This is a genomic window from Pacificibacter sp., from assembly GCF_039769035.1.
Lineage (GTDB): Bacteria > Pseudomonadota > Alphaproteobacteria > Rhodobacterales > Rhodobacteraceae > Celeribacter.
The window spans coordinates 1-26,067 of the sequence record NZ_JBDMZG010000163.1; the positions used below are offsets into that span (position 1 = coordinate 1).

Here is a 26,067-nt window from a genome sequence, read left to right on the forward strand (position 1 = left end):
GCAGCTTCACGTCCACGATCACTTTCAAACGCACGCGGCATACGCGTCACTCGGGTGGCAAAGGGGGCTGGCACTGTTTTGCGCTCCATTAATTGACTGCCGGTATTGGACCCAGTCGATGGGCCTTGTGCAACCTCAAAACGACGATAGATTGACGCGCATTCAAAGGAGAGATTGATGTCGAAGAGTTTAAAACGCGTCGAAGCGGCCTTGGATAAGGCAAATGCACAGGCTCAAATCCTAGAAATGGATGGTGAAACCCGTACGGCGGCGCAAGCGGCGGAGCAAGCGGGCTGTGCGTTGAACCAAATCGCCAAATCCATCGTTTTTCAGGGCACGCAAACTGAAACCATTTATCTCTTTATCACCGCTGGTGGCTCAATGGTCGACACGCAAAAGGCAGCCATTGTCGCGGGTGAACCGCTTGGACGTGCCGACGGAAAACTTGTGCGCAAGGTGACAGGATTCGCCATTGGGGGCGTCTCGCCCGTTGGCCACCTTCATGCGCCCACCATGTTTTTCGACCCAGCGCTTGATGAATTTGACGTTGTGTGGGCCGCCGCAGGCACGCCGCGGCACATCTTTTCGATCGCCCCTTCTCAGCTGCAAAGCATAACACAGGCCGAACGCGCAGACTTCATCAGTTAGCTCTAATGCGGGCAAAGTCGCCCCGTTCAAGTTTCAATCTGTCGGTCACTTAATCACGCGGCCGCTTAGCACCCACAAAATTGACGCCAACACCGGTTGATTTCGCAAAAAATCGCTCAGATGGCACGCATTTTGGGAGTTCGGTTCATGATCTGCTTGCCCAAGGCAGCACTGCGAAGTATGACAGTCAAACCCGTGCATTCTCGGTATGAATAGGGGCGCTTTGGGGATGATCGACGCTGGTTTAATTTTTAGAGCAGCGTCAAAATTTCACAGTAAGCTCTGTCATTGGACTTAGGTTTGATACCAACAAGGAAACGTAGAATGAAGCGGCGATCAAAGGAGCTCATCACATCTGTAGAGCGGATTGCAACGCGCGTGCTTTCAAATTGGAGGCCTGCAGCGGAAGGCGAACGTAAAGCCGTCGTTTTCGACATCGATGGCACTTTGACACCGTCTGTCTTGGCAATCTCAACGCCCCGCAGCGGTGCCGCAGATGCTGTCAGAGCGTTCTTTGATGCTGGGTTTGAGATCATTTATGTTTCGGCACGTGTTCGACTTTTGCAATCAGGCTTAAATGCTTGGCTGGTCGAGAACGGATTTCCAGCCGGAAATCTACACATGACCGAAACACGCGGTGATCGCGCGGACCATGGCGCATTTAAGAAACGCGTTTTGCGCGCCTATGCTGACAATGGTTGGACGTTTGCGGCCGCTTTCGGAGATTCGACCTCCGATTTCAACGCTTATGTACATGGCGGCGTCCCCGAAGATCGCATTTTCGCCCTGCGTCGCCGCGGCTCGAACCGCTGCCAAAAAGGAACGTGGGAAGGCTGCTATGGCGGCTGGGAAGATCTGCGCAACGTCATCGCAAAGATTCTTGCCGAATAACCCACGCCATACAGCGCAGCACATTGTCATCGTGAGACCAAAAGTCCGAAAAGCTTAGTCACTTGTTGGCCAAATGATCGCCATTGTCGCGCATTTACCCCCTATTCGCCTAAATTTCTAAAAGAATATTTTACGCTAAGCACCTGATAAATAATCACTTTGTAAGTTAATGTAAAAAACATTTACTTTTTGACTTGCAAAGCGGCACACAAAACCCAATCTTGTTAATGTGAAAGACATTTACATAAACCCAAACAAACAAGAAAGAGACACAATGACCCACGCCGCTGACTTTGAAACTGTCCCAGCTCGTACACTTGGCTGGTTTAACCGCGCCGAAAACTGGCTTGACGACAAAGGCAAAGGTGCCTGGATCGCGGCCATGGTTCTTGGCTTTATCTTCTTCTGGCCCGTTGGCCTCGCCCTTCTCTTTTATATGATCTGGAGCAAACGTATGTTTAGCAAATCCTCATGCGGCCCCCGCACACATCGCAGCCACCGACACGCACGCCACGCAGCGTTCAAATCTTCCGGCAACTCTGCATTTGACGCCTACAAGGCCGAAACATTGCGCCGTTTGGAAGAAGAACAAGGCAGCTTTGAAGCCTTCCTAGAGCGCCTGCGCGCTGCGAAAGACAAATCTGAGTTTGATCAGTTCATGGAAGACCGCGCGCCAAAAGCGAGTGCCCAAACTGAAACAGACGAAAGCGTTGTCAAAAACGTTTAATCGTCGGCACCCGTGCGGTGAAATCCCGCCACAAACACAAGGCGCGCCTGTCCCACATGGGCCGGCGCGCCCAAGCAAAAACAGCCATAAACATCCAATTTGTGATATAATCCCATGACACTCCTTTTGACCGAAAGCGAACCAATGATCCACGACGACACTGCCCTTTGGGGCCTTCCAGATCCTCACAGCCAAAGCGAGTTTTATGAAAACACGCCGGCCAAGCGATTGATTGCCTTCGTGATCGACCTTGTGATTGTGGTCGTTTTGTCCGCCTTGATCGTACCGCTGACGGCGTTCACAGGGATTTTTTACTTTCCGTTTCTGGTCGCTATTGTCGGCTTTGCCTACCGTGTTGTGACACTTGCGCGAAGCTCTGCAACTGTGGGCATGCGCATGATGGGGATCGAATTCCGCACTTCAAAAGGCGAGCATTTTGACCTCGGCATGGCGTTTCTTCACACGGCTATGTACACGGTTTGGTCGACAACGGGCTTGCCACAAATCATCTCGGTTATCTTGATGCTTACCACCGCGCGCAAACAAGGCCTGTCAGATTTGATCCTAGGATCTGCGGCGATCAACCGACCATCGCAGTTTTAAGAACACAGGCGCAGTGAAATGTGAAATGGGCGCGAATGGGCGCCCATTGAAATAAATTGGGCGCATTTGATTTTTTTGACCCTCTTGGCGGCTAATCGCAGATTTGCTAGGGTAACGTGTCAGTCATGAAAAACGGCTCGTTACCCATCTATGCGTCATTCGCCCCCTCCAGCTCCACAGTTTTATGTGACAACGCCGCAAGCGTGCCCCTATCTTGACAACAAGATGGAGCGAAAACTGTTTACGGCACTTCAGGGTGAGCTTGCGACAGAGCTGAGTGACAGCCTTTCCAAGCAAGGTTTTCGTCGCTCTCAGAACGTTTTGTACCGTCCGACCTGTGTCGATTGTAGTGCCTGCATGTCAGCGCGCATTCGGGTCAAAGATTTCGTGCCATCCAAAAGCCAGAAACGCGCGATCAAAAAGAATAACTATCTCAAGCGATCCGCGACATCTCCTTGGGCGACAGAGGCCCAATATGAGCTGTTTCGCAACTATCTAGATGCGCGTCATGCAGATGGCGGCATGGCAGATATGGATGTCTTTGAATTCGCCGCAATGATCGAAGAGACCCCTATTCGCACACGTTTGGTCGAATATTACGCGGCGGCGGACGATGATGACGACGATCCAGAACTGTCCGCCACATGTTTGACGGATGTGCTCGATGACGGCCTGTCGATGGTCTATTCGTTTTACAAACCCGAGCTGACGAAAGACAGCCTTGGCACGTACATCATTCTGGACCACATCGAAATCGCCCGCGAAGCAGGTTTACCGTATGTCTATCTCGGGTATTGGGTGCCAGGATCCCCTAAGATGGGCTACAAGGCTCGTTTTTCTGCGCTTGAAGTGTACAAGAATGATGCATGGGTCAATGTCGACAACCCAGATACTTTTGAAGAGCCGCAAGCCCCCGATGAAAATGAACCTATTGCTCAGCAATTGACCAACATCAGATTGCCACGCGGCAGCATGGCCGACACCGGCAATTCAGGCCCTGTGACCGAAGTTTAACGTCACCCGATTTCAATGATAAATGGCCGTAGCATCCGCGCGGAACTTGCTTTCAATCAAAAGGCCAAGCTGTTGCGCCAAACCAACGGCCACGGGCACCACTTCGCCCCGTAAAATCAACATTCCTAAAAGCATCGCATCTTCGGGTTCGCCCTCTGCGGCAATACGCACGAAGTGCGCGAAACTGGCCTCATCCGCCCCGATGCAGTTACATGCCCCATCATGTGTCATATTGCTTTGCGGCACCACAACTCCAGCCGTTCGATACGAAAAAGGCCCCGCAAGTTGCGAGGCCTTTAAACATATTATGTGGTCGACTTAGCGCGCCAGAAGGTTTGGAATGATCGTTACCACATCAGGGAACAACCACAGCGCACCAAGGCCAGCCACTTGGATCAACACGAAAGGAATGATCCCGCGGTAAATATGGCCCGTTGTGACAGAGGGCGGAGCCACACCGCGCAGGTAGAACAGCGCAAAGCCAAAGGGCGGCGTCAAGAACGAGGTCTGCAAGTTGACAGCGATCATAATCGTCACCCACTTCGGATCCATAGTACCGCCGTAGATAACTGGTCCAACAATCGGCACAACGATGTAAATGATTTCAAGAAAATCAAGCACAAAGCCCAAGACAAACAACACAGCCATCACGAGCAAGAAGACAGTGAATTCATTGTCAAAGCTGCGTAGGAACTGCTGGATGTAGTGCTCGCCACCAAAGGAAATCACCACAAGATTCAGCAATTGTGAGCCGATCAAGATGGTGAACACCATCGACGTCACCTTGGCCGTTTCGCGCACGACAACTTTTAGCGTGCCATCCCTTAGCAAGGTGTAACATGAGTACAAGATGCCAAAGAACGCAAAGTAGTAGCACCCAAGCGCCACAATGTAGGCAACCCAATCTTCAAAGGGCACATCTGCACGGCCAATCCGAAGATCGAAGTTCGCACCAATCAAGATCATGATAACAACAGCAAACGAGCCGCCAATAATGATTTTGGACACTTGCTGTTGGTCACGCAATTTGCGGTACGCCGCGAGCAAAAGAGCACCCCCTGCCCCAAGACCGGCCGCAGGCGTTGGGTTGGTCACCCCACCCAAGATCGATCCAAGTACAGCCACGATCAAAATCAACGGCGGGAACACCACGCGGAACAATTCGTTGCGCGCCAAATTGACCACTGCTGTTTTCATGCCAAAGGCAATCATCGCAAACGGGATCAAGTAGATCATGAAGGCCGTGCCTGGGCTGGTCAGCGGGCTGACAAACACCATGTCAAACACCAACACACCCACAATACCAACCGCGCCCACAATCAAAGGCCGCGCGTCAGAAGACAGTGCCACACCGCGTGCAAAACCAAGCGCGATGGAAAGCATGACCATGACAACCAAAATGCCTTTGCCGATCAACGGCGCATCAGCCACAGCTTGTGCTGTCAAAGCCGCCATTTCATCGTCTGTGCGACGTACACTTTCTTTCGCATCACCGCTCTCATTGATCGCGGTTTGCTCAGCCACCGCGATATCCCAAGCGTCTTGACCATGCAAAGTGATCATCGCCTCTTGGCAAGTGTCAGAAACATTGGTGCGCAACGATGCGCGTGCGCCAGTATCTGTGAACTGATTGACGTGCACGGATTGTGACCCAGAGACACCCACTTGGCCCGACATGATAGCCATGCCGATAACGAACACAGGCATAGCAACAAACCACAAGATACGCTCACGTCGCGTGATTGGCTCTGTTGTTGTGGATTCGAAATGTACGGGTGGTGCTTTGGTCGGGTTCAAAAGCGCATAACCAAAGGCGTAAAGCGCATAGAATCCAGCAAGCATAACACCAGGCAAGATGGCCGCTTGGAACAATGTCCCAACAGACACAACCGCAGGTTTGCCCAAATAGGTCAAAGCATCGGTACAACCAAAGGACTGCGCCCGCGCTTCTTGAGCTGCTGAATAAAGATCACCAGCCAATGTGCCGAGCAAAACAATCACGATCGAGGGCGGAATGATCTGCCCCAAAGTGCCAGATGCAGCAATCACACCCGTCGCGATCTCAGGCGAATAGTTATTGCGCAACATCGTGGGCAAGGACAGCAAGCCCATGGTCACAACCGTCGCACCAACAATACCTGTTGAAGCCGCCAAGAAAGCGCCAACAATAACAACGGATACTGCCAAGCCACCAGGCAACGGACCAAACACGCGTGACATGGTCACCAACAAGTCGTTGGCAATCTTAGAACGCTCCAAAACGATGCCCATCATAACGAACATCAAAACGGCCAAAAGCGTCTCGATAGATGCACCCGCGAACACACGTTCGTTCATACGGTTGACGATAAACGACAGATTGCGGTTCATCGCGCGTTCCCAGCCGCCTTCGAACAAAGGCGCCGCATAGGTCGGTAAATCCGGATACCTGAAATGCGATATGTTGACGGGGTTTATCCCCGCAGCCGTGAGTTCTTTATAGGCAGCCGACCCTGTATCAATGGCTTGGTGCACCAAGATGCCCGCGCTGTCGAGCGCTGCAATAATACCAAAGGACAACAGCCCCGCGCCACCAATGGCAAACGCCACTGGAAACCCTGTGAGAATGCCTGCAAAGAGGCTGAGGAAAACAATTATGAGGCCTACTTCTACGCCATCAAGTCCGAAAATCATGAGCCGAGCCCCTTAGTGGAAATTTTGAATTGCATGGAGTTGGTCATGATCAATGCGTCCCCTCGTAAGCTTCTTCGCCTGCGCCAAGAGAGTCTCTGTCCAAGTATTTGCCAGCGCTCTCTTCGCCTTCAACGAATTCAAGGAAAGAGCGGTAGAAAAAGGCAATCGCCTGAACGAACACAAGAACGAGGAAGGATAAGATCAAGATTTTAAACATGAAATAGGCGTTAAACCCGTCACCGGTGAACGACACTGTTTCCACGTTCCATTTCACGATACGCGCTTTGCGCAGCATCATTTCCAACTGGTCAGAAGCTGACACTTTCGGTGTGATCAAGTGACGCCACAGGAAATACCAAGCATACATCCAAGTGAGTGTCGCAACAGGCAACATAAAGAACAGCGAGCCGAACATATCGATCGCACGCTGCGTCCGGTGTTTCACACCCGCATAAACCAAGTCGACCCGTACGTGGCTGCCCTGCACGAATGCGTAGGACACACATAGCGCAACAACCATTGCGTTCTCAAACTTGATGCTTTCGGACCACCACGTCACGGTCTGGGTAAAGCCAAGTCCAAAAGGCGAGATCGAAATTTCGCCAACGCGAAAGATGGACTGCAAGAACACGATCATGATCTGCTGCAACACCATCACAAGGCCCGCCCAAGCGGCCAAACGGCCCACGCCATTTGTGAAGCCTTCGAACACACGCACAACGCCCCAAAGGAACGAGCGGTTGAAAAATCCGATGACTGTGACGACGAGGAAAAGATCGAGGAAAACGAAAAACGCTTCAACCGATCCCCCGTAATAAACAAACCTCAACAGGCTTTCTGTATTGGACCAGTCTAGCCAAAGGCTTGGGTGGGTGATCGCGTAAACCATGTGCCAAAAGCCCATGCCGATATTGCTAATCAACCACCAAAGCCCGCCAAAGACAGCCCCAAGGGCTGATGTTGCGGCTTCTTCTTGCATGTTTGGATGTCCCCCAAATTCCTCGACCCCTTTGGCACAACGCACGTGTCGGGCGCAGTGCAAAACGGGCTTCGCCATCCATGGTCTTTGGACCTGATGGCACTACGTATTGAACAAATTATATGCTCATAAAAGGAATGTGCGCCAAGGCGCACATTCCATATTTTTCAAAGCGTTATCAGTCTTACTTAAGGTTAGACATGACGCGGTCACGTTGTGCAGTGTAAACACTGTCAGAACGACCAGCCCAACCAGATGTCGCAGCCATTGACGCTTCTGCAGACGCACGGATATCAGCAAAGAGCGGATCATCCATTTTACCGTCGAGTACTTCTTTAGACGCGGCACCGAATGCATCCCAGATGTCGTCAGAGAATGACATGATCTGTGAGCCACCGGAGATCAAACGCTCAAGCGCTGGACCGTTGTTCGCCATGAACAAAGAGTAGTTGTGCTGGTGTGCGTCGCCTGCGGCAACTTCGATCGCTTTTTGCTGACCAGCTGTAAGGTCGTTGAACACGTCCAAGTTGGTTGCAACAGACAAAGCCGCACCTGGCTCGTGGAAGCCAGCTGGGTAGTAGTAGTCACATACTTCTTGCAGACCGAGCTTTTCATCAGACCAAGGGCCGATCCACTCAGTGCCGTCAAGCGCGCCAGTGGACAAAGCTTGGTAGATTTCGCCACCTGCCATGGTCACAACAGATGCGCCGAGTTTCGCCAAAGCTTCGCCGCCAAGACCTGGCATACGGAATTTGAGACCTTGGAAGTCAGCCGCAGAGTTCATTTCTTTGCGGAACCAACCGCCACCTTGACCACCAGTTTGACCAGCGATGAAAGATTTAAGGCCGAAGATTTCACCAAGCTCGTGGTGCTTTTGCATGCCGCCCATGCCGTAGTACCAAACCATCATTTCAGGCGCAGTCATGCCGAAAGGAACAGTTGTAAAGTACGCCCATGCTGGGTGCTGACCTGTGAAGTAGTAGTCAGCGCCGTGGTACATGTCGGCTTGGCCAGATGTCACAGCGTCAAACACTTCGAGACCGCCAACGAGTTCGCCAGCTGCTTTTGGTTCAATAGTCAAAGAGCCGTCAGACATTTCGGACACAGATGTCGCGAAACGTTCAACAGAATCCCAAACGCCCGCAAGACCGCGTGGCCATGTTGTGACCATAGTCAAAGTACGTTTGCCTTGCGCGTACGCTGGTGCGGCCAAAGTTGCTGCGGCTGCAGCTGATGCGCCACCAAGGGCAGAAGATTTCAAAAAAGAACGACGATCCATAGAATAGTTTCCTCCCGTTTTTCTATGTCAGATTCACAGCACTTCCTCTTGGGCTGCGGATTTCGAACACATGCTAGAACATCCGTGTTTGAAATCAGCCCGATCGCGAGAAAGGGCCAAACTGGCGTAAACGATAGCGGGGCTTCCAAAGCAATTAAATACCCAAGTCTACGTAGTTCCGCCAAATTTGACGACTTTTTTGGGCCAAACGCCTAAGTTTTACGTACAAAATGAACAAAAAATTGTGCTGATTGACGTCATCGTCGTGATGTCTATCCTGCGAATCCATCCCATAAGGCCTCTTATGCTCAAACGTTTACGTGCCCTGCTGACCCTGACCTACGCGCAAAAGCTTTTTTTGTTGGCGACGATTCCGCTGTTGTTGGCGGTGGGCGCTATTTCTGTGCTGGTGGCCTTTCAGTCTCGCCAAATGGCGGAGCGCGAGATTACAGAACTCGAAAACCAGCTCATTTCAGCCAAGCACGATGAGTTGCAAAACTACCTGCAGCTCGCGCGGGCCTCGATTTCGACACAGTACAATCCGGCGGGTCCCGAAGATTCTGAGGCAAAGCTGAAAGTCACGCAAATCTTGTCTGCGATGACTTTTGGCACAGAAGGGTATTTCTTCGTCTACGACTATGATGGCACCAATTTGGTCGCCCCGCGTCAAACCAATTTGATCACCAAAAACTGGCGCGGACTGAAAGATAGCCAAGGAACACCCATCGTTGACACGTTAATTGCTTTGGCGAAAAACGGTGGCGGCTATCATTCTTATATGTTTACCAAGCCTTCGACTGGCGAAGATGCCCGCATGATGGCCTATGTGATCGGCCTGCAAGACTGGCAATGGGCGATTGGCACAGGGGTCTTTGTGGATGATGTGCTGAACTCCGTTGCGGCAGCGCGTGCTGATGTGGAGCAACGGGTCGCACGCACCTTTCTTTATATCGGAGCCATCGCTTTGACAGCTGTTTTACTGGTGTTTCTGTCCGGAATCTTCATTACGGTGCGTGAACGCAGATTGGCCGATGCCAAGCTGAAAGAACTGACACAACGGATTTTCGACACCCAAGAAGAAGAACGCATGCGTGTGGCACGTGAGCTGCACGACGGGATTTCGCAAATCTTGATCGGGGTGCGGTTTGCCTTGGATCTGGCATGGCGGCGGGTGCAAAAAGGGGATGTGCGCGCCAAAGAAAGCTTGGAGAAAAGCCTTGATATGCTGGGGGGGGCGATTTCTGAGGTTCGACGCATTTCGCGCGATCTGCGCCCCGGCGTCTTGGATGATCTTGGTCTGGGACCTGCGCTTAAATCCATGACCGAAGAATTTGAAGAGCGCACAGGCATCACGATGTCGCTTGAAACCGTGGTCTTCCGCAACCGCTTGGACGAAGAGTCAAAAACAGCACTGTTTCGCATTGCGCAAGAAGCGCTCACCAATATTGAACGCCACTCCGGCGCCACCGAAGTACATATGAGCCTGCGTGGGCACCGCAAAGGCGCAACTTTGATTGTGCGCGACAACGGGCGCGGGATCGATATGATGGATGGCAAAGGGCGCGGCATTGGCCTGCGCAACATGCAAGAACGTATGGAACAACTTGACGGAACGCTGACGATCACACGACTGACGCCCGGAACATTGATTGACGCAACCGTCCCGCTCAAGCATATCCTGCCACCAAAGCAATTCACTGCGCGCCCATCAGACATCATAGATTAAGCGCGAAATCGAAGGGAACACCATGTCAGCACCTCAGTCCCCTACCCGTGTGCTCATTGTTGACGACCACCCAATGGTGGCCGAGGGCATTTGTGCATTGTTGGAAACCTTTGACGACATCGACGTTGTTGGCACATTGACCAACGGCGAAGAAGCCGTCGAACATGCGCAAAGCCTGTCGCCCGATGTGATTTTGCTTGATTTGAACATGCCAAAAATGGGTGGGCTGACGGCAACTGAGATATTGCTGGAGCAACGCCCTGATACGCGTGTGCTCATTTTGACCATGCATGACAGTTCCGAATACATCTCTGCTGCGCTTGATTATGGTGCTGTTGGATATGTGCTTAAAGATGTGCCGACCGAAGATTTGAAAGAAGCCATTGATACAGTGATGGCCGGCAAAACCTATTTGTGCAGTGGTGCGCAGCGCGCCATTGAACCCAAAACCCAAGATGGTCGCGCGCAGTTGACAGAACGCGAGCAAACTGTTTTGCTTGAATTAGCCCAAGGCAAGTCGAACAAAGACGTCGCGCAAGATCTTGATATCTCTGTTAGAACGGTCGAGACCCACCGTAAAAATATCAAGTGCAAGCTCGGGATTTCGTCCACTGCGGGGCTGACCCGCTATGCAATGGAACATGGCGTTTTGCAGGGATCTGGACGGTTTTAATTCCACGCTTCTGGACCTCAAGTGTGCATATATGAACCAATGCTCTGCTCAATCTGAGAGCGAAATATTTTGATTTATGCACTGTGCTATGAAAAACACTCCTCATGAAATTCGGGAGTGACCCGCATAAACGCACAATTCTCGCACAGCACAAATCGCGAGACACATGGAGAGACATATGAAACCTATCGCAAATTAGCCTATCTGGGTTTGGATCGTATCAATTTTGACAGCAGTTGCCTTTATCGGCGCGGGTTCTGCAAAGCTTGCAGGCGTTGAAATGGTTCACCTTTCTTTTGCTAACATGGGCATGCCACCGATCACCGGCTACATCGTTGGTGCACTTGAAATCGCCGGCGCAATCGACATTTTCGTCAAATCAGTTCGCTTCTTGGCGGCTCTTGGTTTGGCAGCGACAAGCTTGGGCGCATTCCTGTACCACTTGTTCTACACACCAATCGCAGAAGGCGTTCCAGCCATTGTTCTGTTGGTCCTCAGCGTCCTTTTGGTGCGTTATTTCAAGAACAACGCTTAAACACACGTCGCTTTAGACACATTGCAAAAGCCGCCGGTCGAAAGGCTTGGCGGCTTTTCTTTGCGCATTTTCTATTGGGCAATGTGAACACAAAAATTGGGTGCAGCCGAAACTGCACCCAATCCTGTTAAATTAAGTCTTCGCTAAAATTGCTTTGGACTTAACCGATTGTCGCGCCATCCTTGCGCCAGAAAGCCACCACGGAAGAGCGCGGCTTGTCGCCCTCACCCATGTCAGGCCAAGTGCCTTTCGGGTGTTGCACGCCAACAAAGCCAGTCTTTTTGTCGCTGGACCAGCACAGGCCAGTGACTTCTGCACCGTAAGGCACAGTCATGAAACGTGCGATTTCGCCAGTTTCAGGATCACCGATAAGCATTTGGTTGTTGCCCATGCCTTCGAAGTCACCTTCGTTTTTGTAATCGCCGTCTGTTTGGATCCAGAGCATCCCGTCAGAAGAAAACGCCATGCCGTCTGGTGAGTTGAACATGTTGCCAGCGTTGACGTTCTCAGAGCCCGCGTAGGCGTTGTCGTAAACGTCAGGGTTGCCTGCCAACACGTAGAGGTCCCATGTGAAGCTCTCTGCTGCGTGATTTTCATCCGCAGGCACCCAGCGCACGATTTGACCGTATTTGTTGGTTTCACGTGGGTTGGCTGCGTTGACGGATGTGTCGTCGCCGCCTGCGTTTGGTTTAACGCCGCGGTTTTTGTTGTTGGTGAGTGCACAGTAAGCCTCTGCTTTCAATGGGTTGGCTGCAACCCACTCCGGACGGTCCATTGTTGTCGCGTGTACAGCAGACGCCGCCATACGTGTGAAACACAGGATTTCTTCCGCAGTCATGCCAGTGGCTTGAGGTGTCAAAGCCAACCATTCGCCCGTTTGGTCATCGTTGAATTTGGCAGCGAACAGCTGACCATCGTCCAAGATGCCCTCAGGGGATGTGCCCTCAGCCCATGTGTTTGTGGACACATATTTGTAGAGGTATTCACCACGTTCATCGTCGCCCAAGTAGACAACAACGCGTCCGTCTTTGGCGTGAACCATTTCAGCGTTTTCGTGTTTGAAGCGCCCCAAAGCTGTGCGTTTGATCGGTGTAGATGTTGGATCAGCAGGGTTGATTTCAGTCACAAAGCCATGGCGATTTGGCTCATTTGGCTCTTTGGACAGATCAAAGCGTGGGTCGAATTTTTCGTAGGCGTAGCGACCTTCGCCACCGATACCGTAGCGCGATTCACCAGGTGTTGTTTCGTGCTCGGCTGTTGTGCCGAAGTACCCGTTGAAGTTTTCTTCACAGGTCATGTATGTGTTCCAAAGCGTCTTGCCAGAGCCACAGTTGTTCATTGTGCCTTTGACAGTCATGCCTTTTGGATCAGCATTGGTTTTGACCAAATCAGAACCAGCCAACGGGCCAGCGAGGGTCATTTCTGTTTCGTGTGTGATGCGGCGGTTGTATTTGGAATCGACCACAACTTTGTACCCTGCGTCAGCCTTTTCAACTTCCATGACGGTCACGCCTTGGAGGTTTTTCAAAAGCTTCACTTCGTCGGCTGAGCGTGGTGTGCCTTCAGCTTCAGCTGGCAAGTTGATCTTTGGGTTCACATATTCGGAGTTCACAGTGATCAGCGTTTTGCCGTCTACTTCGTACAACTCCATGCCGTCGGTGTTTTCGCCGAACACTTTGTCGGACATTTCAACAGATACACCTGTTTTTGCAGAGTATGCGCCTTCAGCCTCGGACCACAAAGCATCGCCCCAACGGACAAGAACCTTTGTCTCGTAGCCTTCTGGCACGTGCACGGCTGCATCAGTTGCGATGTCGATTGGCTTAAACGCGAATTTGCTCATGCCGTCGGCTTTGGCCGCTGCCGTGCTAGAGAACAGACCCGTGCCAAAAACAGCTGCACCAGACCCAAACGCCAAAGCACCGCCAAGGAAGCCACGACGTGATACGGCGCGATCTACGACTGCGTCAAATCCGTTGCTGTCCACGCGCGGGTCGCGCATTTCATCAAATTCATCCCAAGACAGGTCGTGGATATCGGTCTTTTTCATAGCTAATCTCTTTTTGCTTTAGAGGTGAACACGCAAACTGCGCGAACGTCCCGATCCATTTGCCGATCTTATGTGTCTGGCCCGTGACAGAACTGAAACAAGAATGTGAAACTCAGAAAATCATTCAATTTGGAAGATGCCCCTTAATGGTTTCACCATGTTTCGAAGTGTTAGCGTTGTGTAGATTTGAGCCAACAACACCTGCAAAGCACTCTCTGAGCGTAGAGAAACCATGAATCGAGCACAACCCACCCGCCAAATTTCCGAATAGACCCAAAAACCAACACTTTTAGCAACAATATTTCAAAAAATATGCCCAAACGCTTCGTTTAGTGCGCATTTCGCGGTTGACGCCCTTCTTTAGGCCTCATAATGTCGCCTAAAGAAATTCGGAGTGATTAAAGTGAACAATCTTCTTCTAGTCGTCGTGGAATTTATGCGCATGGGCCGGTAACGGTTGACCATATAGGTTCCCATGCGCCCCCGAAATTCGGGGGTTTTTTTATGGGACTATGGCGTACCGCGCCTATCCCATCCACGAGACAACGCGAAGATGACGACACTTGACGTTACCCATCACAGACAACAACGGCACGATGCGCAATACGGAGAATACGATGACACGGCAAATGACCGGAGCAGATATGGTTGTTCAAGCCCTGAGAGATCAGGGTGTGGACACAATCTTTGGCTATCCCGGGGGCGCTGTCCTTCCGGTATATGATGCCATCTTCCAGCAAAATGATATCAAGCACGTGCTTGTGCGCCACGAACAAGCTGCGATCCACGCCGCAGAAGGCTATGCGCGTTCCACTGGCAAGGTTGGTGTGGCTCTTGTCACCTCAGGTCCGGGTGCAACGAACGCTGTGACCGGCCTGACAGATGCTTTGCTCGATTCCATTCCTTTGGTAGTTTTCTCCGGTCAGGTTCCAACGTTCATGATCGGCACCGACGGGTTCCAAGAGGCTGACACCGTTGGCATCACCCGCCCGTGCACCAAGCACAACTGGTTGGTGAAAGACACTGACGATTTGGCAGACACGATCCACCAAGCGTTCCACGTGGCCACATCTGGTCGCCCTGGTCCGGTTTTGATCGATCTGCCAAAAGACGTGCAGTTTGCAGATGGCGCTTATGTTGCCCCATCAAAAGCCCGTGTCAGCCACTATCAGCCAAAGAAAAAAGCCGACATCGAGCAGATCAACGATCTGGTTGCGTTGCTGGAAAAAGCTGAGCGCCCAGTGTTCTACACTGGCGGCGGCGTGATCAACTCCGGCCCTGCGGCCTCGCAATTGCTGCGCGAACTTGTTGAGGCGACGGGCTTTCCGATCACATCGACGTTGATGGGCCTTGGGTCCTACCCTGCATCTGGCAAGCATTGGCTCGGCATGCTCGGCATGCACGGCTTGTATGAAGCCAACATGGCGATGCACGGCTGTGACTTGATGATCAACATCGGTGCGCGCTTTGACGACCGTATCACTGGTCGTTTGGACGCGTTTTCACCGAACTCGAAGAAAATCCACGTTGATATCGACCCGTCTTCTTTGAACAAAGTTATCGAAGTTGACTTGCCGATTGTTGGCGATGTTGCCCATGTTTTGGAAGACGTTTTGAAAGTGTGGAAATCACGCGGCCGTAAAACGCAAAACATCGGTGCTTGGACTGCGCAAATCGAACAATGGCGTCAAGTGCGCTGCCTGTCCTTCAAGCAAGAAGGCGCGATCATCAAGCCGCAATACGCGTTGCAACGCCTTGAAGAATTGACCAAAGGCATGGATCGCTACGTGACCACCGAAGTGGGCCAACACCAAATGTGGGCCGCGCAATACCTGGGCTTTGAAGATCCAAACCGGTGGATGACCTCCGGCGGCTTGGGCACGATGGGTTACGGCTTCCCTGCGTCCATCGGTGTTCAAATGGCACACCCTGAAAGCCTTGTGATCAACGTCGCGGGCGAAGCGTCATGGTTGATGAACATGCAAGAAATGGGCACAGCAATGCAGTACCGCTTGCCCGTGAAACAGTTCATCTTGAACAATGAACGCCTTGGCATGGTACGTCAGTGGCAAGAACTGCTGCACGGCGAGCGGTATTCAAACTCTTGGTCCGACGCCCTGCCCGATTTCGTGAAATTGGCCGAAGCCTTTGGCGCGAAAGGCATTCAAGTGTCCGACCCCAAAGATTTGGACGATGCCTTGATGGAAATGATCAAATACGATGGCCCTGTGATCATGGATTGCTTGGTTGAAAAGCACGAAAACTGTTTCCCGATGATCCCATCAGGCAAACCGCACAATGAAATGCTGCTCGGCGATGCGTCCACAGAAGACGCGATCAAATCCGACGGCGCGGTTTTGGTGTAATGATGGGTCTATCTCGCGCCTCTTTTGTGGCATCTGTCGCCTTTGCCGCCCTTTCAGGGTGCATGGCTGATGGTGATGCGATGGAAGTAACGCGCAATGGATTCAAGTTTAATGTCTCGGTCGACGGCACCACTGCCGTCGCCCGAAATTTTCACACAGGACAACTCAACTTTGCTGTGCTTGAAGAAAGCGCGCGCGCGGCCATTGAGGCCGCATCAGGTTGCACCGTCCGGACCCTCACCAAACGCGGTGAGATTAACACATTTGACGCCACACTGAATTGTGCTGGGTAAGGGAGACACATCATGTCTGCACTACATATCAAAAAAGGCTCTACAAGCCATTCCGCCTATAACCTGCGTGATCCGAACGGCGAGATCATCGAAAAGCACACCTTGGCCGTTTTGGTTGAAAATGAACCGGGCGTGCTCGCGCGCGTGATTGGCCTGTTCTCAGGGCGTGGCTACAATATTGAGAGCCTGACCGTGGCGGAAGTGGACCAAGAAGGTCACCGCTCCCGTATCACCATCGTCACCACTGGTACGCCAAACGTGATTGTTCAAATCAAAGCGCAATTGGGCCGGATTATCCCTGTTCATGATGTGCACGACCTCACCGTCGAAGGCGCATCTGTAGAACGCGAATTGGCTTTGTTCAAAGTCAAAGGTTCCGGAGAAAAGCGGATCGAAGCCGTACGTCTGGCCGAAATTTTCCGCGCAAATGTGGTCGACAGCACATTGGAAAGCTTTGTTTTTGAAATGACAGGTACCTCTGAGAAAATCGACGCTTTTGCGGAATTGATGCGGCCTTTGGGGCTGATTGAAACGGCACGTACGGGTGTTGCAGCGCTTGGTCGCGGCAAAATCTAAGCCCTAAAGCAGACCATCAAACGATTACAAAAGGCGCGCATCATATTGATGTTGCGCCTTTTTTATTCGCGCTCAGGCATGCATCCGAAACAATGGACAAAAAAAGGGGACCCGAAGGTCCCCTGAGGTTCGTTGATCAGGCTCATCATTGATTACTGCCCTAAGTGTTTTTGCCTGTGGCCTGATCTACGCCAAGAGCGAACGCATCCGCTCCGGAAACTTGTATTGGGAACCTCTGTCCCCTGCCCCACACCGCCGCGAAAACGGCCATGCGGAATTTCGCATCAATGAAGCACGCGACCTGCGCTGCTGTTCACTGAAAAAACGGCTGTGCAGCTGTTCGCCCCGCAGGACTGAAACCCTTGCACAGAATACGTCACCGACATCGCTGGAATGCCCAAAATGGACACTGTTTTGCTGCCCGCAAAGGCATCGGCCAAAGTTGTTTCCACGTCAGAGGCAAAGTTTGCCTCAATCGTGTTGCCACGCATTTGCACGTGATCTGCAACACAATGTTGACCCGCGATATCAAAAACCAATTCCATCGTCATATTTCCTTAGCTACAGCCCGAGGTGCCGCCGCAAGTGTTACATTTCATGCAAGTGCCGTTGCGCACGAGCGTGTAGTTACCGCATTCCCCGCATGGGTCGCCTTCATAGCCCTGCATTTTGGCTTTTGAGCGCAAATCAAGCGACGTCGCAGACCCAGCAACTGTGCCTGAGGACACTGCCGTAGTGCTGGCGGAAGCTGCGCCTGCATTTGGAACCAAAGTTTGCAAAGCGGTTTGTGGGTCCACTGAGCCGTCAAGTGCGACGGCGCCGGCGCCCCCTTGCAGCACGACCAATTCTTGCGGCATGCGTTTGCGCAGGTAACCAGAGGAAGAGATTTGTTTGAGCACTTCGATGGATTTCGCAGATGCGTTTTCAGACGGTGTTTTGACGTTGGACACACCCTCTTCTTCGCCACGGCCCAAGTCATCAAAGGCAGCGCCTTCGGGTTTGACATGCGCCAAATCGGTGCGGTCCAAGTAAGACACGGCCAATTCGCGGAAGATGTAGTCCAAAATCGACGTCGCGTTTTTGATGCTGTCGTTGCCTTGCACCATGCCGGCGGGTTCGAATTTGGTGAATGTGAAAGCATCCACGAATTCTTCCAAAGGCACGCCGTATTGCAGACCAACAGAGACCGCGATGGCAAAGTTGTTCATCATCGCACGGAAGCCCGCGCCCTCTTTGTGCATATCGATAAAGATTTCACCGAGGTTGCCGTCTTCATATTCACCGGTGCGCAGGTAGACTTTGTGCCCGCCAACAACCGCTTTTTGCGTGTAACCTTTGCGGCGCTCAGGCAGCTTTTCACGGCCCCGTGCCACTTCTTTGACGATCACTTTCTCAATGATCTTCTCGGCCAGAACCTGCGCTTTTTCTTGCGTAGACCCTGTGGCCAAAATCTCTTCGGCTTCCTCGTCATCTTCGATCAAAGCAGCTGCAAGCGGTTGCGACAGTTTTGATCCGTCACGGTAAAGCGCATTGGCTTTGATGCCCAAAGACCAAGACAACTCGTAAGCCGCCAAACAGTCTTCGATGGTACCGTCGTTCGCCATGTTGATGGTCTTGGAAATCGCACCCGAGATAAATGACTGCGCAGCGGCCATCATGGTGATGTGGCTTTCAACCGACAGATAACGCTTGCCTTTTTTGCCACAAGCATTGGCGCAATCAAAGATATTGTAGTGCTCTTCTTTCAAATGCGGCGCGCCCTCAAGCGTCATCGTGCCACAAACGTGGTCATTTGCAGCGTCGATGTCAGCTTTGCTAAAGCCCAACGAGCGCAGCAAATCAAAGGACGGATCATTCAGCTTGGCGGCGGGAATGCCCAGCGTGCCAGTGCAGAAATCTTCGCCCAAAGTCCATTGGTTGAACACGAAACGAATGTCGAAAGCGGATGGCAAAGCGGCTTCGATCTTTTTGATCTCTTCCTTGCCAAACCCGTGCCCGATCAGCGCTGTGTGGTTGATGCCAGGTGCATTGCCGATTGAGCCGTGCCCCACAGCGTAGGAGACAATTTCTTCGATCTCAGCAGGTTTGTAGCCTTGTTTCGCCAAAGCGGCAGGCACAGAGCGGTTGATGATTTTGAAGTAGCCACCACCCGCAAGCTTTTTGAACTTCACAAGCGCAAAGTCTGGCTCGATGCCAGTGGTATCACAATCCATCACCAAACCGATGGTGCCGGTTGGGGCAATCACAGACACTTGCGCGTTGCGGTAACCGTGCTTTTCGCCGAGCTCAAGCGCTTCGTCCCAAGCGGATTTGGCCAATTCGATCAAGGACGCATCAGGGCAGCTGTTGTGATCCAAAGCCACTGGTTTGATGTCCAAACCTTCATAGCCTGTGGTTTTGCCGTAGGCCGCTGTGCGGTGATTGCGGATGACGCGCAGCATGTGCTCGCGGTTCTTTTCGAACTTGTCAAAGGCGCCAAGCTCGCCTGCAATCTCAGCAGAGGTTGCATAAGATACGCCAGTCATGATCGCTGTCAAAGCGCCTGTCAAAGCACGCCCCTCATCGGAATCATATCCGTAGCCCATGTTCATCAACAAGCCGCCAATATTGGCATAGCCAAGACCCAATGTGCGGAAGTCATAAGAGCGTTGCGCGATTTCTTTCGATGGGAACTGCGCCATCATCACAGAAATCTCCAAGGTCACAGTCCACAAACGCGTGGCGTGCATGTAGCTTTCCGCATCAAAACTGTCGTTCTTCAAGAACGTCAGCAAGTTCATAGACGCAAGGTTACAGGCGGTGTCGTCCAAGAACATGTACTCAGAACATGGGTTCGATCCGCGAATATCGCCGTCTTCTTTACAGGTGTGCCATGCGTTTACTGTGTCGTGGAACTGGATGCCCGGATCAGCACAGGCCCAAGCGGCATGACCTACGTCTTGCCACAAATCGCGCGCACGCACTGTCTTGGCTACAGAGCCGTCTGTGCGGCGGATCAGTTCCCAGTCGCTGTCTTCTTTGACGGCTTTCAAGAACGCATCTGTGACGCGCACGGAGTTGTTAGAGTTCTGACCAGACACAGACGCATAAGCTTCTGAATCCCAATCGGTATCGTAAGTTGGGAATTCAATTTTCGCGTAGCCTTGCTTGGCGTAATCCAGAACGCGTTTGACGTAAGTCTCTGGAATACAGACTTTCTTGGCGTCTTTGATCGCTGCTTTCAGCGCTGGGTTCTTGGCTGGTGTGAAGGCATCGTCTTCCGCGCCATCCCATGTGCCGATCGCGTCAAAAATCGCATTCAACTGGCGTTCGTGCATTTTGGAACCAGCAACGATAGACGCCACTTTTTGCTCTTCGATGACCTTCCAGTTGATGAACTCTTCCACATCAGGGTGGTCCATATCACAGATGACCATCTTGGCCGCACGACGGGTTGTGCCGCCTGATTTGATTGCGCCAGCAGCACGGTCACCAATTTTCAGGAAACCCATGAGGCCAGAGGATTTACCACCGCCTGACAGCGCCTCGTCAGAGCCGCGCAAGGACGAAAAGTTGGTGCCTGTGCCTGAGCCGTATTTGAACAGGCGTGCTTCGCGCACCCAAAGGTCCATGATGCCGCCATCGCCAACCAGATCATCGGACACAGACTGAATGAAACAAGCGTGTGGCTGGGGGTGCTCATAGGCAGATGTTGAACGGGTCAAAACGCCTGTCGCGTGATCCACATAGTGGTGACCTTGGCCCGGACCATCGATGCCGTAAGCCCAGTGCAGGCCTGTGTTGAACCACTGTGGTGAATTCGGTGCGGCCATTTGTGAGGCCAGCATGTAGCGCATTTCGTCAAAGTAAGCTTTGGCGTCTTCCTCAGACGTGAAATAGCCGCCCTTCCAGCCCCAGTAACACCATGCGCCAGCCAAACGGTCGAACACTTGCTTGGCGGATGTTTCGCCACCAAAGCGCTCGGCCTTTGGTAGTTTTTCAAGTGCAGTTTCGTCAGGAACGGATTTCCACAAGAAGGACGGAACGCCCTTCTCTTTCACTTTCTTCAACGCCGCGGGCACGCCGGCTTTGCGAAAGTATTTTTGTGCAATCACATCGGAAGCAACTTGGCTCCAATCCGCAGGAATTTCACACTCGTCCAATTTGAACACAACAGTGCCGTCAGGGTTTCGAATTTCAGAAGACGTTTTTTGAAATGCCATCTCGGCATATGCATCAGATCCAGATTTGGTGAATTTGCGTTCAATCTTCATGAAACGTGCCCCGTGTTCGACTACTATTTTACTGACCGATCGCCTACATCAACTGAACGTTGCACGACCTGCCGCTTACCCAAATTTTCCAAGAGCGGTAAAACTCTCATCGTCGGCCGCGCATCCCTACGTTTTGCGGCACTCAGGGCAAAGGCATGCGACAGGCAAATCTGTCTTGTTCTGAAAAAGCGACTAAGCGTTTCCAGTCAAAGGCAATTGCCCTTCATCCAATATTCGAGTGGCGTCCTTGGCGTTTTGATCTTTGTCTGTACCTGATTAGGCGACCAACACATCGTGCCGTTTGCCGTTCAGATTATTGTTTCAAAGATCCGCCCTTACGCCTCTAGTCCCTGACCGCTTCAAAACAACTAAATGTAGTGGTTCATCAACCGACCAGCACAATGTGCAGCGTTATACCCCTATGGGTCAACGTCAAAATTAGCACTAAAATAACCAAATATCTGTTGACCGATTTCACCCACAGGCCGCGTCGATTCGGATAGCGAGATGTTAATACAAATCTTCTTTAGTTTTAGCATCTTGCCGCCTCGCGTTAACGAATTGGGTCAGTATCTGTGGATAAGTCGAGGTATAAAAAAAGGACAGTTGGGGAAGCTTTTTCCATAGGCTGCTTATTGTCTAGGCACACAACATGTTGTGAGAAAAACCTGTTCATTTCGCGCTCCAACGCCCTGAAACGCAAGGAATTAAGGGAAAAAACGCGCGCAACCTAAGCGATTTTGAGGAAAATCAGTATATCGAGGCCAAGGGCTATCGCCACCCTTTCAAAACCATCACAGACGAATCATAGCTCAGATTGGCGCCGCCTTGCGCCCAACGAGATTCGTCGACTGAGCACCACATGTTGTGGACACAAAAAACCGCAACGCAAGACACGCCGCGCGCCCCTAGGCGAGATGCTTTTTGCAAATCTTATTTTTGAAGATGGTCGGGACGGCAAGATTCGAACTTGCGACCTACGGTACCCAAAACCGTCGCGCTACCAGGCTGCGCTACGCCCCGACTAGGTGTGTCTATAAGCGGAGTATTCGGGGATGAAAACCCCTATTTCGTGTCAAAAAACATTCAATCACACAGCCATCCAAAAAGGATGAATCTGTCTCGTGTATGATGCTTTTTGAAAATGGTCGGGACGGCAAGATTCGAACTTGCGACCTACGGTACCCAAAACCGTCGCGCTACCAGGCTGCGCTACGCCCCGACTGAGGGTGTCTATAAAAGGAGTGATCGGGGATGAAAACCCCTATTTCGCTTCGCAAGGCACAGAAGTGTAAAAATCATAAGCAGGATGCAAAAGAACGTCCCCAACTTTGATATTCTTGGCCTTAGAAACACCGGCATTGAGTTCCAATACAGAAAATATCGCCTCCCCGCCAAAAATTGGTGTTTCATCCAACGGAATCGCATTTTCATGAATTGTAACAATGACACCCCGTTGATCCGTGAAAATCATATCGAGGGGAATCAGTGTGTTTTTCATCCAAAAGTTCACGGGCGCGGGATTTGCATAAACAAACAACATCCCATGTGATTCTGGCATGCTTTCACGAAACATCAGCCCCTGCGCGCGCTCTTGCGCTGTGTCGGCGACTTCAATGGAAAAGAGATGTGTCGCGCTTTGCGAGACAACCCGCACTTCGTCACGCACACAAGCGTCTTGTGCCATTGCCCCCCCAGCCAATACCGCAAGGGCGGCGCTCAGTGCCGTGTTTCGACCCCAACGCAACGCAGTTTCCTTGCGCTGAAATCTCGCAACAAAAAGGGCCACACGATGTGCAGCCCCTGTTTCACTTTGAAGATCAAACTTCATTGTTGGTCGCTTTCCTTTTGGGCGGTTGTGCCACGCGCATCATCTTGCTCACGTGTCGCAACATCCCATGCGATGACCTGCGCGGCCATGCGGCCCCTGCGCCCCTCAATGACGCGCAACGCGACAGCTTCGCCTGGCATCAAATCCGCTAAACCTGAACGGCGCAGGACCTCGACGTGAACAAAGATGTCCAAGGAGCTGCCAAAAACATTGGCAAAGCCAAACCCTTTGCCTTTGTCGAACCACTTGACCCGTGCAGGCACAAGCGGGACGCTCAAATCGACCTCATCTAAGTGCTCAAGATCTTCAAGATCCGGACCTGTCGAACTGACGGGTGGCTCGATAGACAAAACTTCAACCGCTTGAATGCCGCGGTCGGTTTCTTGAATCGTCATCTCAATGCGCGCCGCGTCGGCGATCGTGCTTTGGCCAAAGGCGCGTAACACATTTGCATGCAGCAAGATGTCTGCACCGCCGTTATCCGCAACGACAAATCCGAAGCCCCGAGCAGTATCGAACCATTTCACCTGGCCGACCACTGCATTTACTGTATTTTCGTCGTTCATTTTTGCATTCCCTATTGGGGGCGCGCGAGCGCCCTCCAAATTCTTAGGGGCATCAGCCCCTCATCCCGCCGCTAACGTGCGGCAAACGCTTCGCGGGTTCAAGGTCAACATGACCTGTCTTTTTGTGCACTTTTGACCATTACGAAGGGTCAACTTAAGGGTTTAGTAATACAATTGTCCAGTCAGCATCATTTGTTCCCCTTGTCCACCTAAATCGGTCGTGCAAGCGAAACTCTCCAGCGGCCCAGAATTCTATTTCTGTTGGCACAATCCGGTACCCGCCCCAAAACGGTGGTCGCTTTGGATTTAGGCCGTGTGTCAGCCCCTCTTTGGCGACAGCTTCCATCAATGCGGCCTTTGATTTTAAGGGGCGCGATTGCTGCGAGGCCCAAGCCCCGATACGGCTTCCAAGAGCGCGCGACTTATAGTAAGCGTCTGAGGCCTCATCACTCTCACGAACGACAGCTCCACGCACACGAATTTGACGCTGAAGACTTTTCCAATGCATCACAAAGGCTGCCTGACCGGACGCTTCGATTTCATTGCCTTTTGCGCTCTCGTAATTCGTGAAGAACACAAAGGCATCGTCTTCGATCGCCTTCAAAAGCACCATACGCGCATTGGGCAATCCATCAGAATCCACTGTTGAGAGCGCGATCGCGTTGGGGTCGTTGATTTCCGTGGCTTCAGCCTCGGCAAGCCATGTGCGCGCAATTTCAAACGGGTCGTCACCTTTAAAAATTCCACTGCGTTTTACGGACATGACGGCACTCCTATGCGTTTCATCTTTGAAATAGCGCTTCGCCTACTTGGCAACAAGGATCTAGATCAAACAAACAAATATATATGTACGGGCATGCCTGTGCGGTTCACCCGAGACTTGATAGCGCAGCGCAAACCGCCTAAAGCCTATAGGCAACGCAGTATATAGGTGGGAGAACCGACCATGACAAAACTTATGGACGGAAAGCGCGGTCTAATTATGGGCCTCGCCAACGACAAATCAATCGCTTGGGGCATTGCCAAAGCCTTGTCCGAACACGGCGCAGAGTTGTGTTTTTCTTACCAAGGCGAGCAGCTCAAAAAACGTGTCGATCCTTTGGCTGAAAAGCTTGGGTCAGATTTTGTGGTTGAATGTGACGTCTCTGATGGTGACTCAGTGGATGCGCTTTTTGCTGAGATAGAAGCAAAATGGGGCAAAATGGACTTTGTCGTACACGCGATTGGCTTTTCTGACAAAGGCGAGCTGCGCGGACGGTACGTCGACACGTCGCGCGCTAACTTTAACATGACGATGGACATCTCCGTCTACTCCTTCACAGCCGTTGCGCAACGCGCGGCGAAGTTGATGACAGATGGCGGTTCCATGATCACGATGACATATTATGGCGCAGAACGCGTCATGCCGCATTACAACGTCATGGGCGTTGCCAAGGCTGCGCTTGAAGCATCTGTGCGCTACCTCGCGGAAGATTTGGGCAAAGACGGCATTCGCGTCAACTCGATCTCTGCTGGCCCGATCAAAACACTCGCGGCCTCTGGTATCGGTGATTTCCGTTACATTATGAAATGGAACGAATACAACTCACCGCTGCGTCGCAATGTGACAATCGATGACGTTGGCGGTTCTGCTTTGTACCTATTGTCCGATTTGGGTGCAGGCGTTTCTGGCGAAACCCATCACGTTGATGCAGGCTACCACGCGATCGGCATGAAAGCCGTTGACGCGCCTGACATCACTAAAGGGTAACGCCTTTGGACCATTGATTTGCGAAACGGGGGCCCTGTGCCCTCGTTTTTCGTTTGAACGGCTGAACGGCGTGCTTTGATGTGGGTGCACTGAGGTCTGGAAAAAACACGAGATATTGATGATGAAGCGCAGCGAGCGGCGGCTTGCTGGCGGAGCGCGGCACAAAAAGCGCTAGCCGCATGGCAAACTTGCAAATTTCGTACCGGCTGCATACGCTCAAAACAGCGCGTTTTGGGAGTTATTCAGTGAAACAAGTTATCCGTTTTATCATTGGCCTTTTTATGCCCATAATCCTGATCGCGTCCGGAGGCGTGACGACTGGATGGGGAATCGAGAATGATTGGGACTATGTAGCTTGGGCAGGCGTTGCTTTTGTTGTGGCAGGGATCATTTGGGGGCTAGTGATCTGGCTTTGGGTCGACTGGCATTCGTGGTAATTCCACGCTGCGCACCGGAAAACCGCGCCCTTCAGCTGAAGGTGAGCGATTTTCTTGCGCGTGGAGTTTACGGAGATTGTTCCGCCCCAAAAACCTCGTTTCTACGCGCTCCGCCCACCTAATTTGGGTCTTTTTGGCGAAACCTAGTGGTATCTGTTTGTAGTCGCGGCATTTTCGCGCATAGAAGGCGCCCAACA

At 51.9% G+C, this 26,067-nt stretch carries 23 protein-coding genes and 2 tRNA genes; 13 read left to right on the forward strand and 12 right to left on the reverse strand.

Annotation, left to right across the window (positions count from 1 at the left end; genetic code table 11):
* The first annotated feature begins 177 nt into the window (after positions 1-177).
* From ABF287_RS13840 to ABF287_RS13860, 5 genes are all read left to right on the forward strand, one after another.
* Positions 178-648, forward strand: coding sequence for a YbaK/EbsC family protein (locus ABF287_RS13840; RefSeq protein WP_347185589.1), 471 nt, complete (start codon positions 178-180; stop codon positions 646-648).
* Between the two features lie 324 nt (positions 649-972).
* Positions 973-1,539, forward strand: coding sequence for a hypothetical protein (locus ABF287_RS13845; RefSeq protein ID WP_347185590.1), 567 nt, complete (start codon positions 973-975; stop codon positions 1,537-1,539).
* A 274-nt stretch (positions 1,540-1,813) separates the two neighbouring features.
* A complete protein-coding gene (locus ABF287_RS13850) occupies positions 1,814-2,266 on the forward strand; it encodes a DUF2852 domain-containing protein (protein WP_347185591.1) in 453 nt (150 codons plus the stop codon).
* Between the two features lie 114 nt (positions 2,267-2,380).
* A complete protein-coding gene (locus ABF287_RS13855) occupies positions 2,381-2,869 on the forward strand; it encodes an RDD family protein (RefSeq protein WP_347185592.1) in 489 nt (162 codons plus the stop codon).
* A 150-nt stretch (positions 2,870-3,019) separates the two neighbouring features.
* A complete protein-coding gene (locus ABF287_RS13860) occupies positions 3,020-3,883 on the forward strand; it encodes an arginyltransferase (RefSeq protein WP_347185593.1) in 864 nt (287 codons plus the stop codon).
* 12 nt (positions 3,884-3,895) lie between these two features.
* Here ABF287_RS13860 and ABF287_RS13865 read toward each other — a convergent pair whose 3' ends face one another.
* From ABF287_RS13865 to ABF287_RS13880, 4 genes are all read right to left on the reverse strand, one after another.
* On the reverse strand, positions 3,896-4,129 hold the full coding sequence (locus ABF287_RS13865; protein WP_347185594.1) for a hypothetical protein: 234 nt from the start codon (positions 4,127-4,129) through the stop codon (positions 3,896-3,898).
* A gap of 72 nt (positions 4,130-4,201) precedes the next feature.
* The gene (locus ABF287_RS13870; RefSeq protein ID WP_347185595.1) at positions 4,202-6,556 is read right to left on the reverse strand and encodes a TRAP transporter large permease subunit; all 2,355 of its coding nucleotides are present in this window, start codon (positions 6,554-6,556) and stop codon (positions 4,202-4,204) included.
* Positions 6,557-6,605: 49 nt separating this feature from the next.
* The gene (locus ABF287_RS13875; protein ID WP_347185611.1) at positions 6,606-7,535 is read right to left on the reverse strand and encodes a C4-dicarboxylate ABC transporter permease; all 930 of its coding nucleotides are present in this window, start codon (positions 7,533-7,535) and stop codon (positions 6,606-6,608) included.
* Between the two features lie 184 nt (positions 7,536-7,719).
* Positions 7,720-8,814 (reverse strand): twin-arginine translocation signal domain-containing protein, encoded by a 1,095-nt coding sequence (locus ABF287_RS13880; protein WP_347185596.1) that lies wholly within the window; start codon positions 8,812-8,814, stop codon positions 7,720-7,722.
* Positions 8,815-9,118: 304 nt separating this feature from the next.
* Here ABF287_RS13880 and ABF287_RS13885 point away from each other — a divergent pair, with 304 nt between their 5' ends.
* The 3 genes from ABF287_RS13885 (at position 9,119) to ABF287_RS13895 (ending at position 11,748) form a co-directional block, all read left to right on the forward strand.
* Positions 9,119-10,540, forward strand: a complete 1,422-nt coding sequence (locus ABF287_RS13885; RefSeq protein ID WP_347185597.1) for a cache domain-containing protein — start codon at positions 9,119-9,121, stop codon at positions 10,538-10,540.
* 22 nt (positions 10,541-10,562) lie between these two features.
* Positions 10,563-11,213, forward strand: a complete 651-nt coding sequence (locus ABF287_RS13890; protein WP_347185598.1) for a response regulator transcription factor — start codon at positions 10,563-10,565, stop codon at positions 11,211-11,213.
* 226 nt (positions 11,214-11,439) lie between these two features.
* Positions 11,440-11,748 (forward strand): DoxX family protein, encoded by a 309-nt coding sequence (locus ABF287_RS13895; RefSeq protein ID WP_347185599.1) that lies wholly within the window; start codon positions 11,440-11,442, stop codon positions 11,746-11,748.
* A gap of 160 nt (positions 11,749-11,908) precedes the next feature.
* Here the strand turns inward: ABF287_RS13895 and ABF287_RS13900 are convergent, their stop codons facing one another.
* Positions 11,909-13,798 carry a PhoX family phosphatase gene (locus ABF287_RS13900; RefSeq protein ID WP_347185600.1) on the reverse strand — a complete coding sequence of 630 codons (1,890 nt, stop codon included), beginning with the start codon at positions 13,796-13,798 and terminating at the stop codon, positions 11,909-11,911.
* A gap of 617 nt (positions 13,799-14,415) precedes the next feature.
* Between ABF287_RS13900 and ABF287_RS13905 the strand changes: the two genes are divergently transcribed.
* Genes ABF287_RS13905 through ilvN form a run of 3 tightly spaced genes read left to right on the forward strand, consistent with a single transcriptional unit; the run spans position 14,416 to position 17,033 of the window.
* On the forward strand, positions 14,416-16,164 hold the full coding sequence (locus ABF287_RS13905; RefSeq protein ID WP_347185601.1) for an acetolactate synthase 3 large subunit: 1,749 nt from the start codon (positions 14,416-14,418) through the stop codon (positions 16,162-16,164).
* Positions 16,164-16,457, forward strand: a complete 294-nt coding sequence (locus tag ABF287_RS13910) for a hypothetical protein (RefSeq protein ID WP_347185602.1) — start codon at positions 16,164-16,166, stop codon at positions 16,455-16,457. The genes ABF287_RS13905 and ABF287_RS13910 overlap by 1 nt, the downstream gene beginning before the upstream one ends.
* Positions 16,458-16,469: 12 nt before the next feature.
* A complete protein-coding gene (gene ilvN / locus ABF287_RS13915) occupies positions 16,470-17,033 on the forward strand; it encodes an acetolactate synthase small subunit (RefSeq protein WP_347185603.1) in 564 nt (187 codons plus the stop codon).
* Between the two features lie 284 nt (positions 17,034-17,317).
* On the opposite strand, the gene ABF287_RS13920 is transcribed toward ilvN, so the two are convergent.
* From ABF287_RS13920 to pdxH, 7 genes are all read right to left on the reverse strand, one after another.
* Positions 17,318-17,578, reverse strand: coding sequence for a hypothetical protein (locus ABF287_RS13920; RefSeq protein ID WP_347185604.1), 261 nt, complete (start codon positions 17,576-17,578; stop codon positions 17,318-17,320).
* A gap of 12 nt (positions 17,579-17,590) precedes the next feature.
* A complete protein-coding gene (locus ABF287_RS13925; RefSeq protein ID WP_347185605.1) occupies positions 17,591-21,286 on the reverse strand; it encodes a vitamin B12-dependent ribonucleotide reductase in 3,696 nt (1,231 codons plus the stop codon).
* A gap of 946 nt (positions 21,287-22,232) precedes the next feature.
* Positions 22,233-22,309: transfer RNA gene (locus tag ABF287_RS13930), tRNA-Pro, on the reverse strand.
* Between the two features lie 122 nt (positions 22,310-22,431).
* Positions 22,432-22,508 (reverse strand) — tRNA-Pro (locus tag ABF287_RS13935).
* 42 nt (positions 22,509-22,550) lie between these two features.
* Positions 22,551-23,117: a DUF192 domain-containing protein gene (locus ABF287_RS13940; protein WP_347185606.1), complete on the reverse strand. Its 567-nt coding sequence runs from the start codon at positions 23,115-23,117 to the stop codon at positions 22,551-22,553.
* Positions 23,114-23,683 (reverse strand): cold shock domain-containing protein, encoded by a 570-nt coding sequence (locus ABF287_RS13945; protein WP_347185607.1) that lies wholly within the window; start codon positions 23,681-23,683, stop codon positions 23,114-23,116. The genes ABF287_RS13940 and ABF287_RS13945 overlap by 4 nt, the downstream gene beginning before the upstream one ends.
* 154 nt (positions 23,684-23,837) lie before the next feature.
* The gene (pdxH, locus tag ABF287_RS13950) at positions 23,838-24,446 is read right to left on the reverse strand and encodes a pyridoxamine 5'-phosphate oxidase (protein WP_347185608.1); all 609 of its coding nucleotides are present in this window, start codon (positions 24,444-24,446) and stop codon (positions 23,838-23,840) included.
* Positions 24,447-24,629: 183 nt separating this feature from the next.
* On the opposite strand from pdxH, the gene fabI reads away from it, so the two are divergent.
* Positions 24,630-25,433 (forward strand): enoyl-ACP reductase FabI, encoded by an 804-nt coding sequence (gene fabI / locus ABF287_RS13955; protein ID WP_347185609.1) that lies wholly within the window; start codon positions 24,630-24,632, stop codon positions 25,431-25,433.
* Between the two features lie 245 nt (positions 25,434-25,678).
* Positions 25,679-25,870 carry a hypothetical protein gene (locus ABF287_RS13960; RefSeq protein ID WP_347185610.1) on the forward strand — a complete coding sequence of 64 codons (192 nt, stop codon included), beginning with the start codon at positions 25,679-25,681 and terminating at the stop codon, positions 25,868-25,870.
* The last annotated feature ends 197 nt before the right edge of the window (positions 25,871-26,067 follow it).

Coding starts and splice junctions, on each gene's coding strand:
- ABF287_RS13910 (WP_347185602.1), top strand. CDS start 16,164: ATGATGGGTCTATCTCGCGCCTCTTTTGTGGCATCTGTCGCCTTTGCC.
- ABF287_RS13890 (WP_347185598.1), top strand. CDS start 10,563: ATGTCAGCACCTCAGTCCCCTACCCGTGTGCTCATTGTTGACGACCAC.
- ABF287_RS13920 (WP_347185604.1), bottom strand. CDS start 17,578: ATGGAATTGGTTTTTGATATCGCGGGTCAACATTGTGTTGCAGATCAC.
- ABF287_RS13885 (WP_347185597.1), top strand. CDS start 9,119: ATGCTCAAACGTTTACGTGCCCTGCTGACCCTGACCTACGCGCAAAAG.
- ABF287_RS13900 (WP_347185600.1), bottom strand. CDS start 13,798: ATGAAAAAGACCGATATCCACGACCTGTCTTGGGATGAATTTGATGAA.
- pdxH (WP_347185608.1), bottom strand. CDS start 24,446: ATGTCCGTAAAACGCAGTGGAATTTTTAAAGGTGACGACCCGTTTGAA.
- fabI (WP_347185609.1), top strand. CDS start 24,630: ATGACAAAACTTATGGACGGAAAGCGCGGTCTAATTATGGGCCTCGCC.
- ABF287_RS13880 (WP_347185596.1), bottom strand. CDS start 8,814: ATGGATCGTCGTTCTTTTTTGAAATCTTCTGCCCTTGGTGGCGCATCA.
- ABF287_RS13860 (WP_347185593.1), top strand. CDS start 3,020: ATGCGTCATTCGCCCCCTCCAGCTCCACAGTTTTATGTGACAACGCCG.
- ABF287_RS13870 (WP_347185595.1), bottom strand. CDS start 6,556: ATGATTTTCGGACTTGATGGCGTAGAAGTAGGCCTCATAATTGTTTTC.
- ABF287_RS13855 (WP_347185592.1), top strand. CDS start 2,381: ATGACACTCCTTTTGACCGAAAGCGAACCAATGATCCACGACGACACT.
- ilvN (WP_347185603.1), top strand. CDS start 16,470: ATGTCTGCACTACATATCAAAAAAGGCTCTACAAGCCATTCCGCCTAT.
- ABF287_RS13940 (WP_347185606.1), bottom strand. CDS start 23,117: ATGAAGTTTGATCTTCAAAGTGAAACAGGGGCTGCACATCGTGTGGCC.
- ABF287_RS13925 (WP_347185605.1), bottom strand. CDS start 21,286: ATGAAGATTGAACGCAAATTCACCAAATCTGGATCTGATGCATATGCC.
- ABF287_RS13840 (WP_347185589.1), top strand. CDS start 178: ATGTCGAAGAGTTTAAAACGCGTCGAAGCGGCCTTGGATAAGGCAAAT.
- ABF287_RS13845 (WP_347185590.1), top strand. CDS start 973: ATGAAGCGGCGATCAAAGGAGCTCATCACATCTGTAGAGCGGATTGCA.
- ABF287_RS13850 (WP_347185591.1), top strand. CDS start 1,814: ATGACCCACGCCGCTGACTTTGAAACTGTCCCAGCTCGTACACTTGGC.
- ABF287_RS13945 (WP_347185607.1), bottom strand. CDS start 23,683: ATGAACGACGAAAATACAGTAAATGCAGTGGTCGGCCAGGTGAAATGG.
- ABF287_RS13875 (WP_347185611.1), bottom strand. CDS start 7,535: ATGCAAGAAGAAGCCGCAACATCAGCCCTTGGGGCTGTCTTTGGCGGG.
- ABF287_RS13905 (WP_347185601.1), top strand. CDS start 14,416: ATGACACGGCAAATGACCGGAGCAGATATGGTTGTTCAAGCCCTGAGA.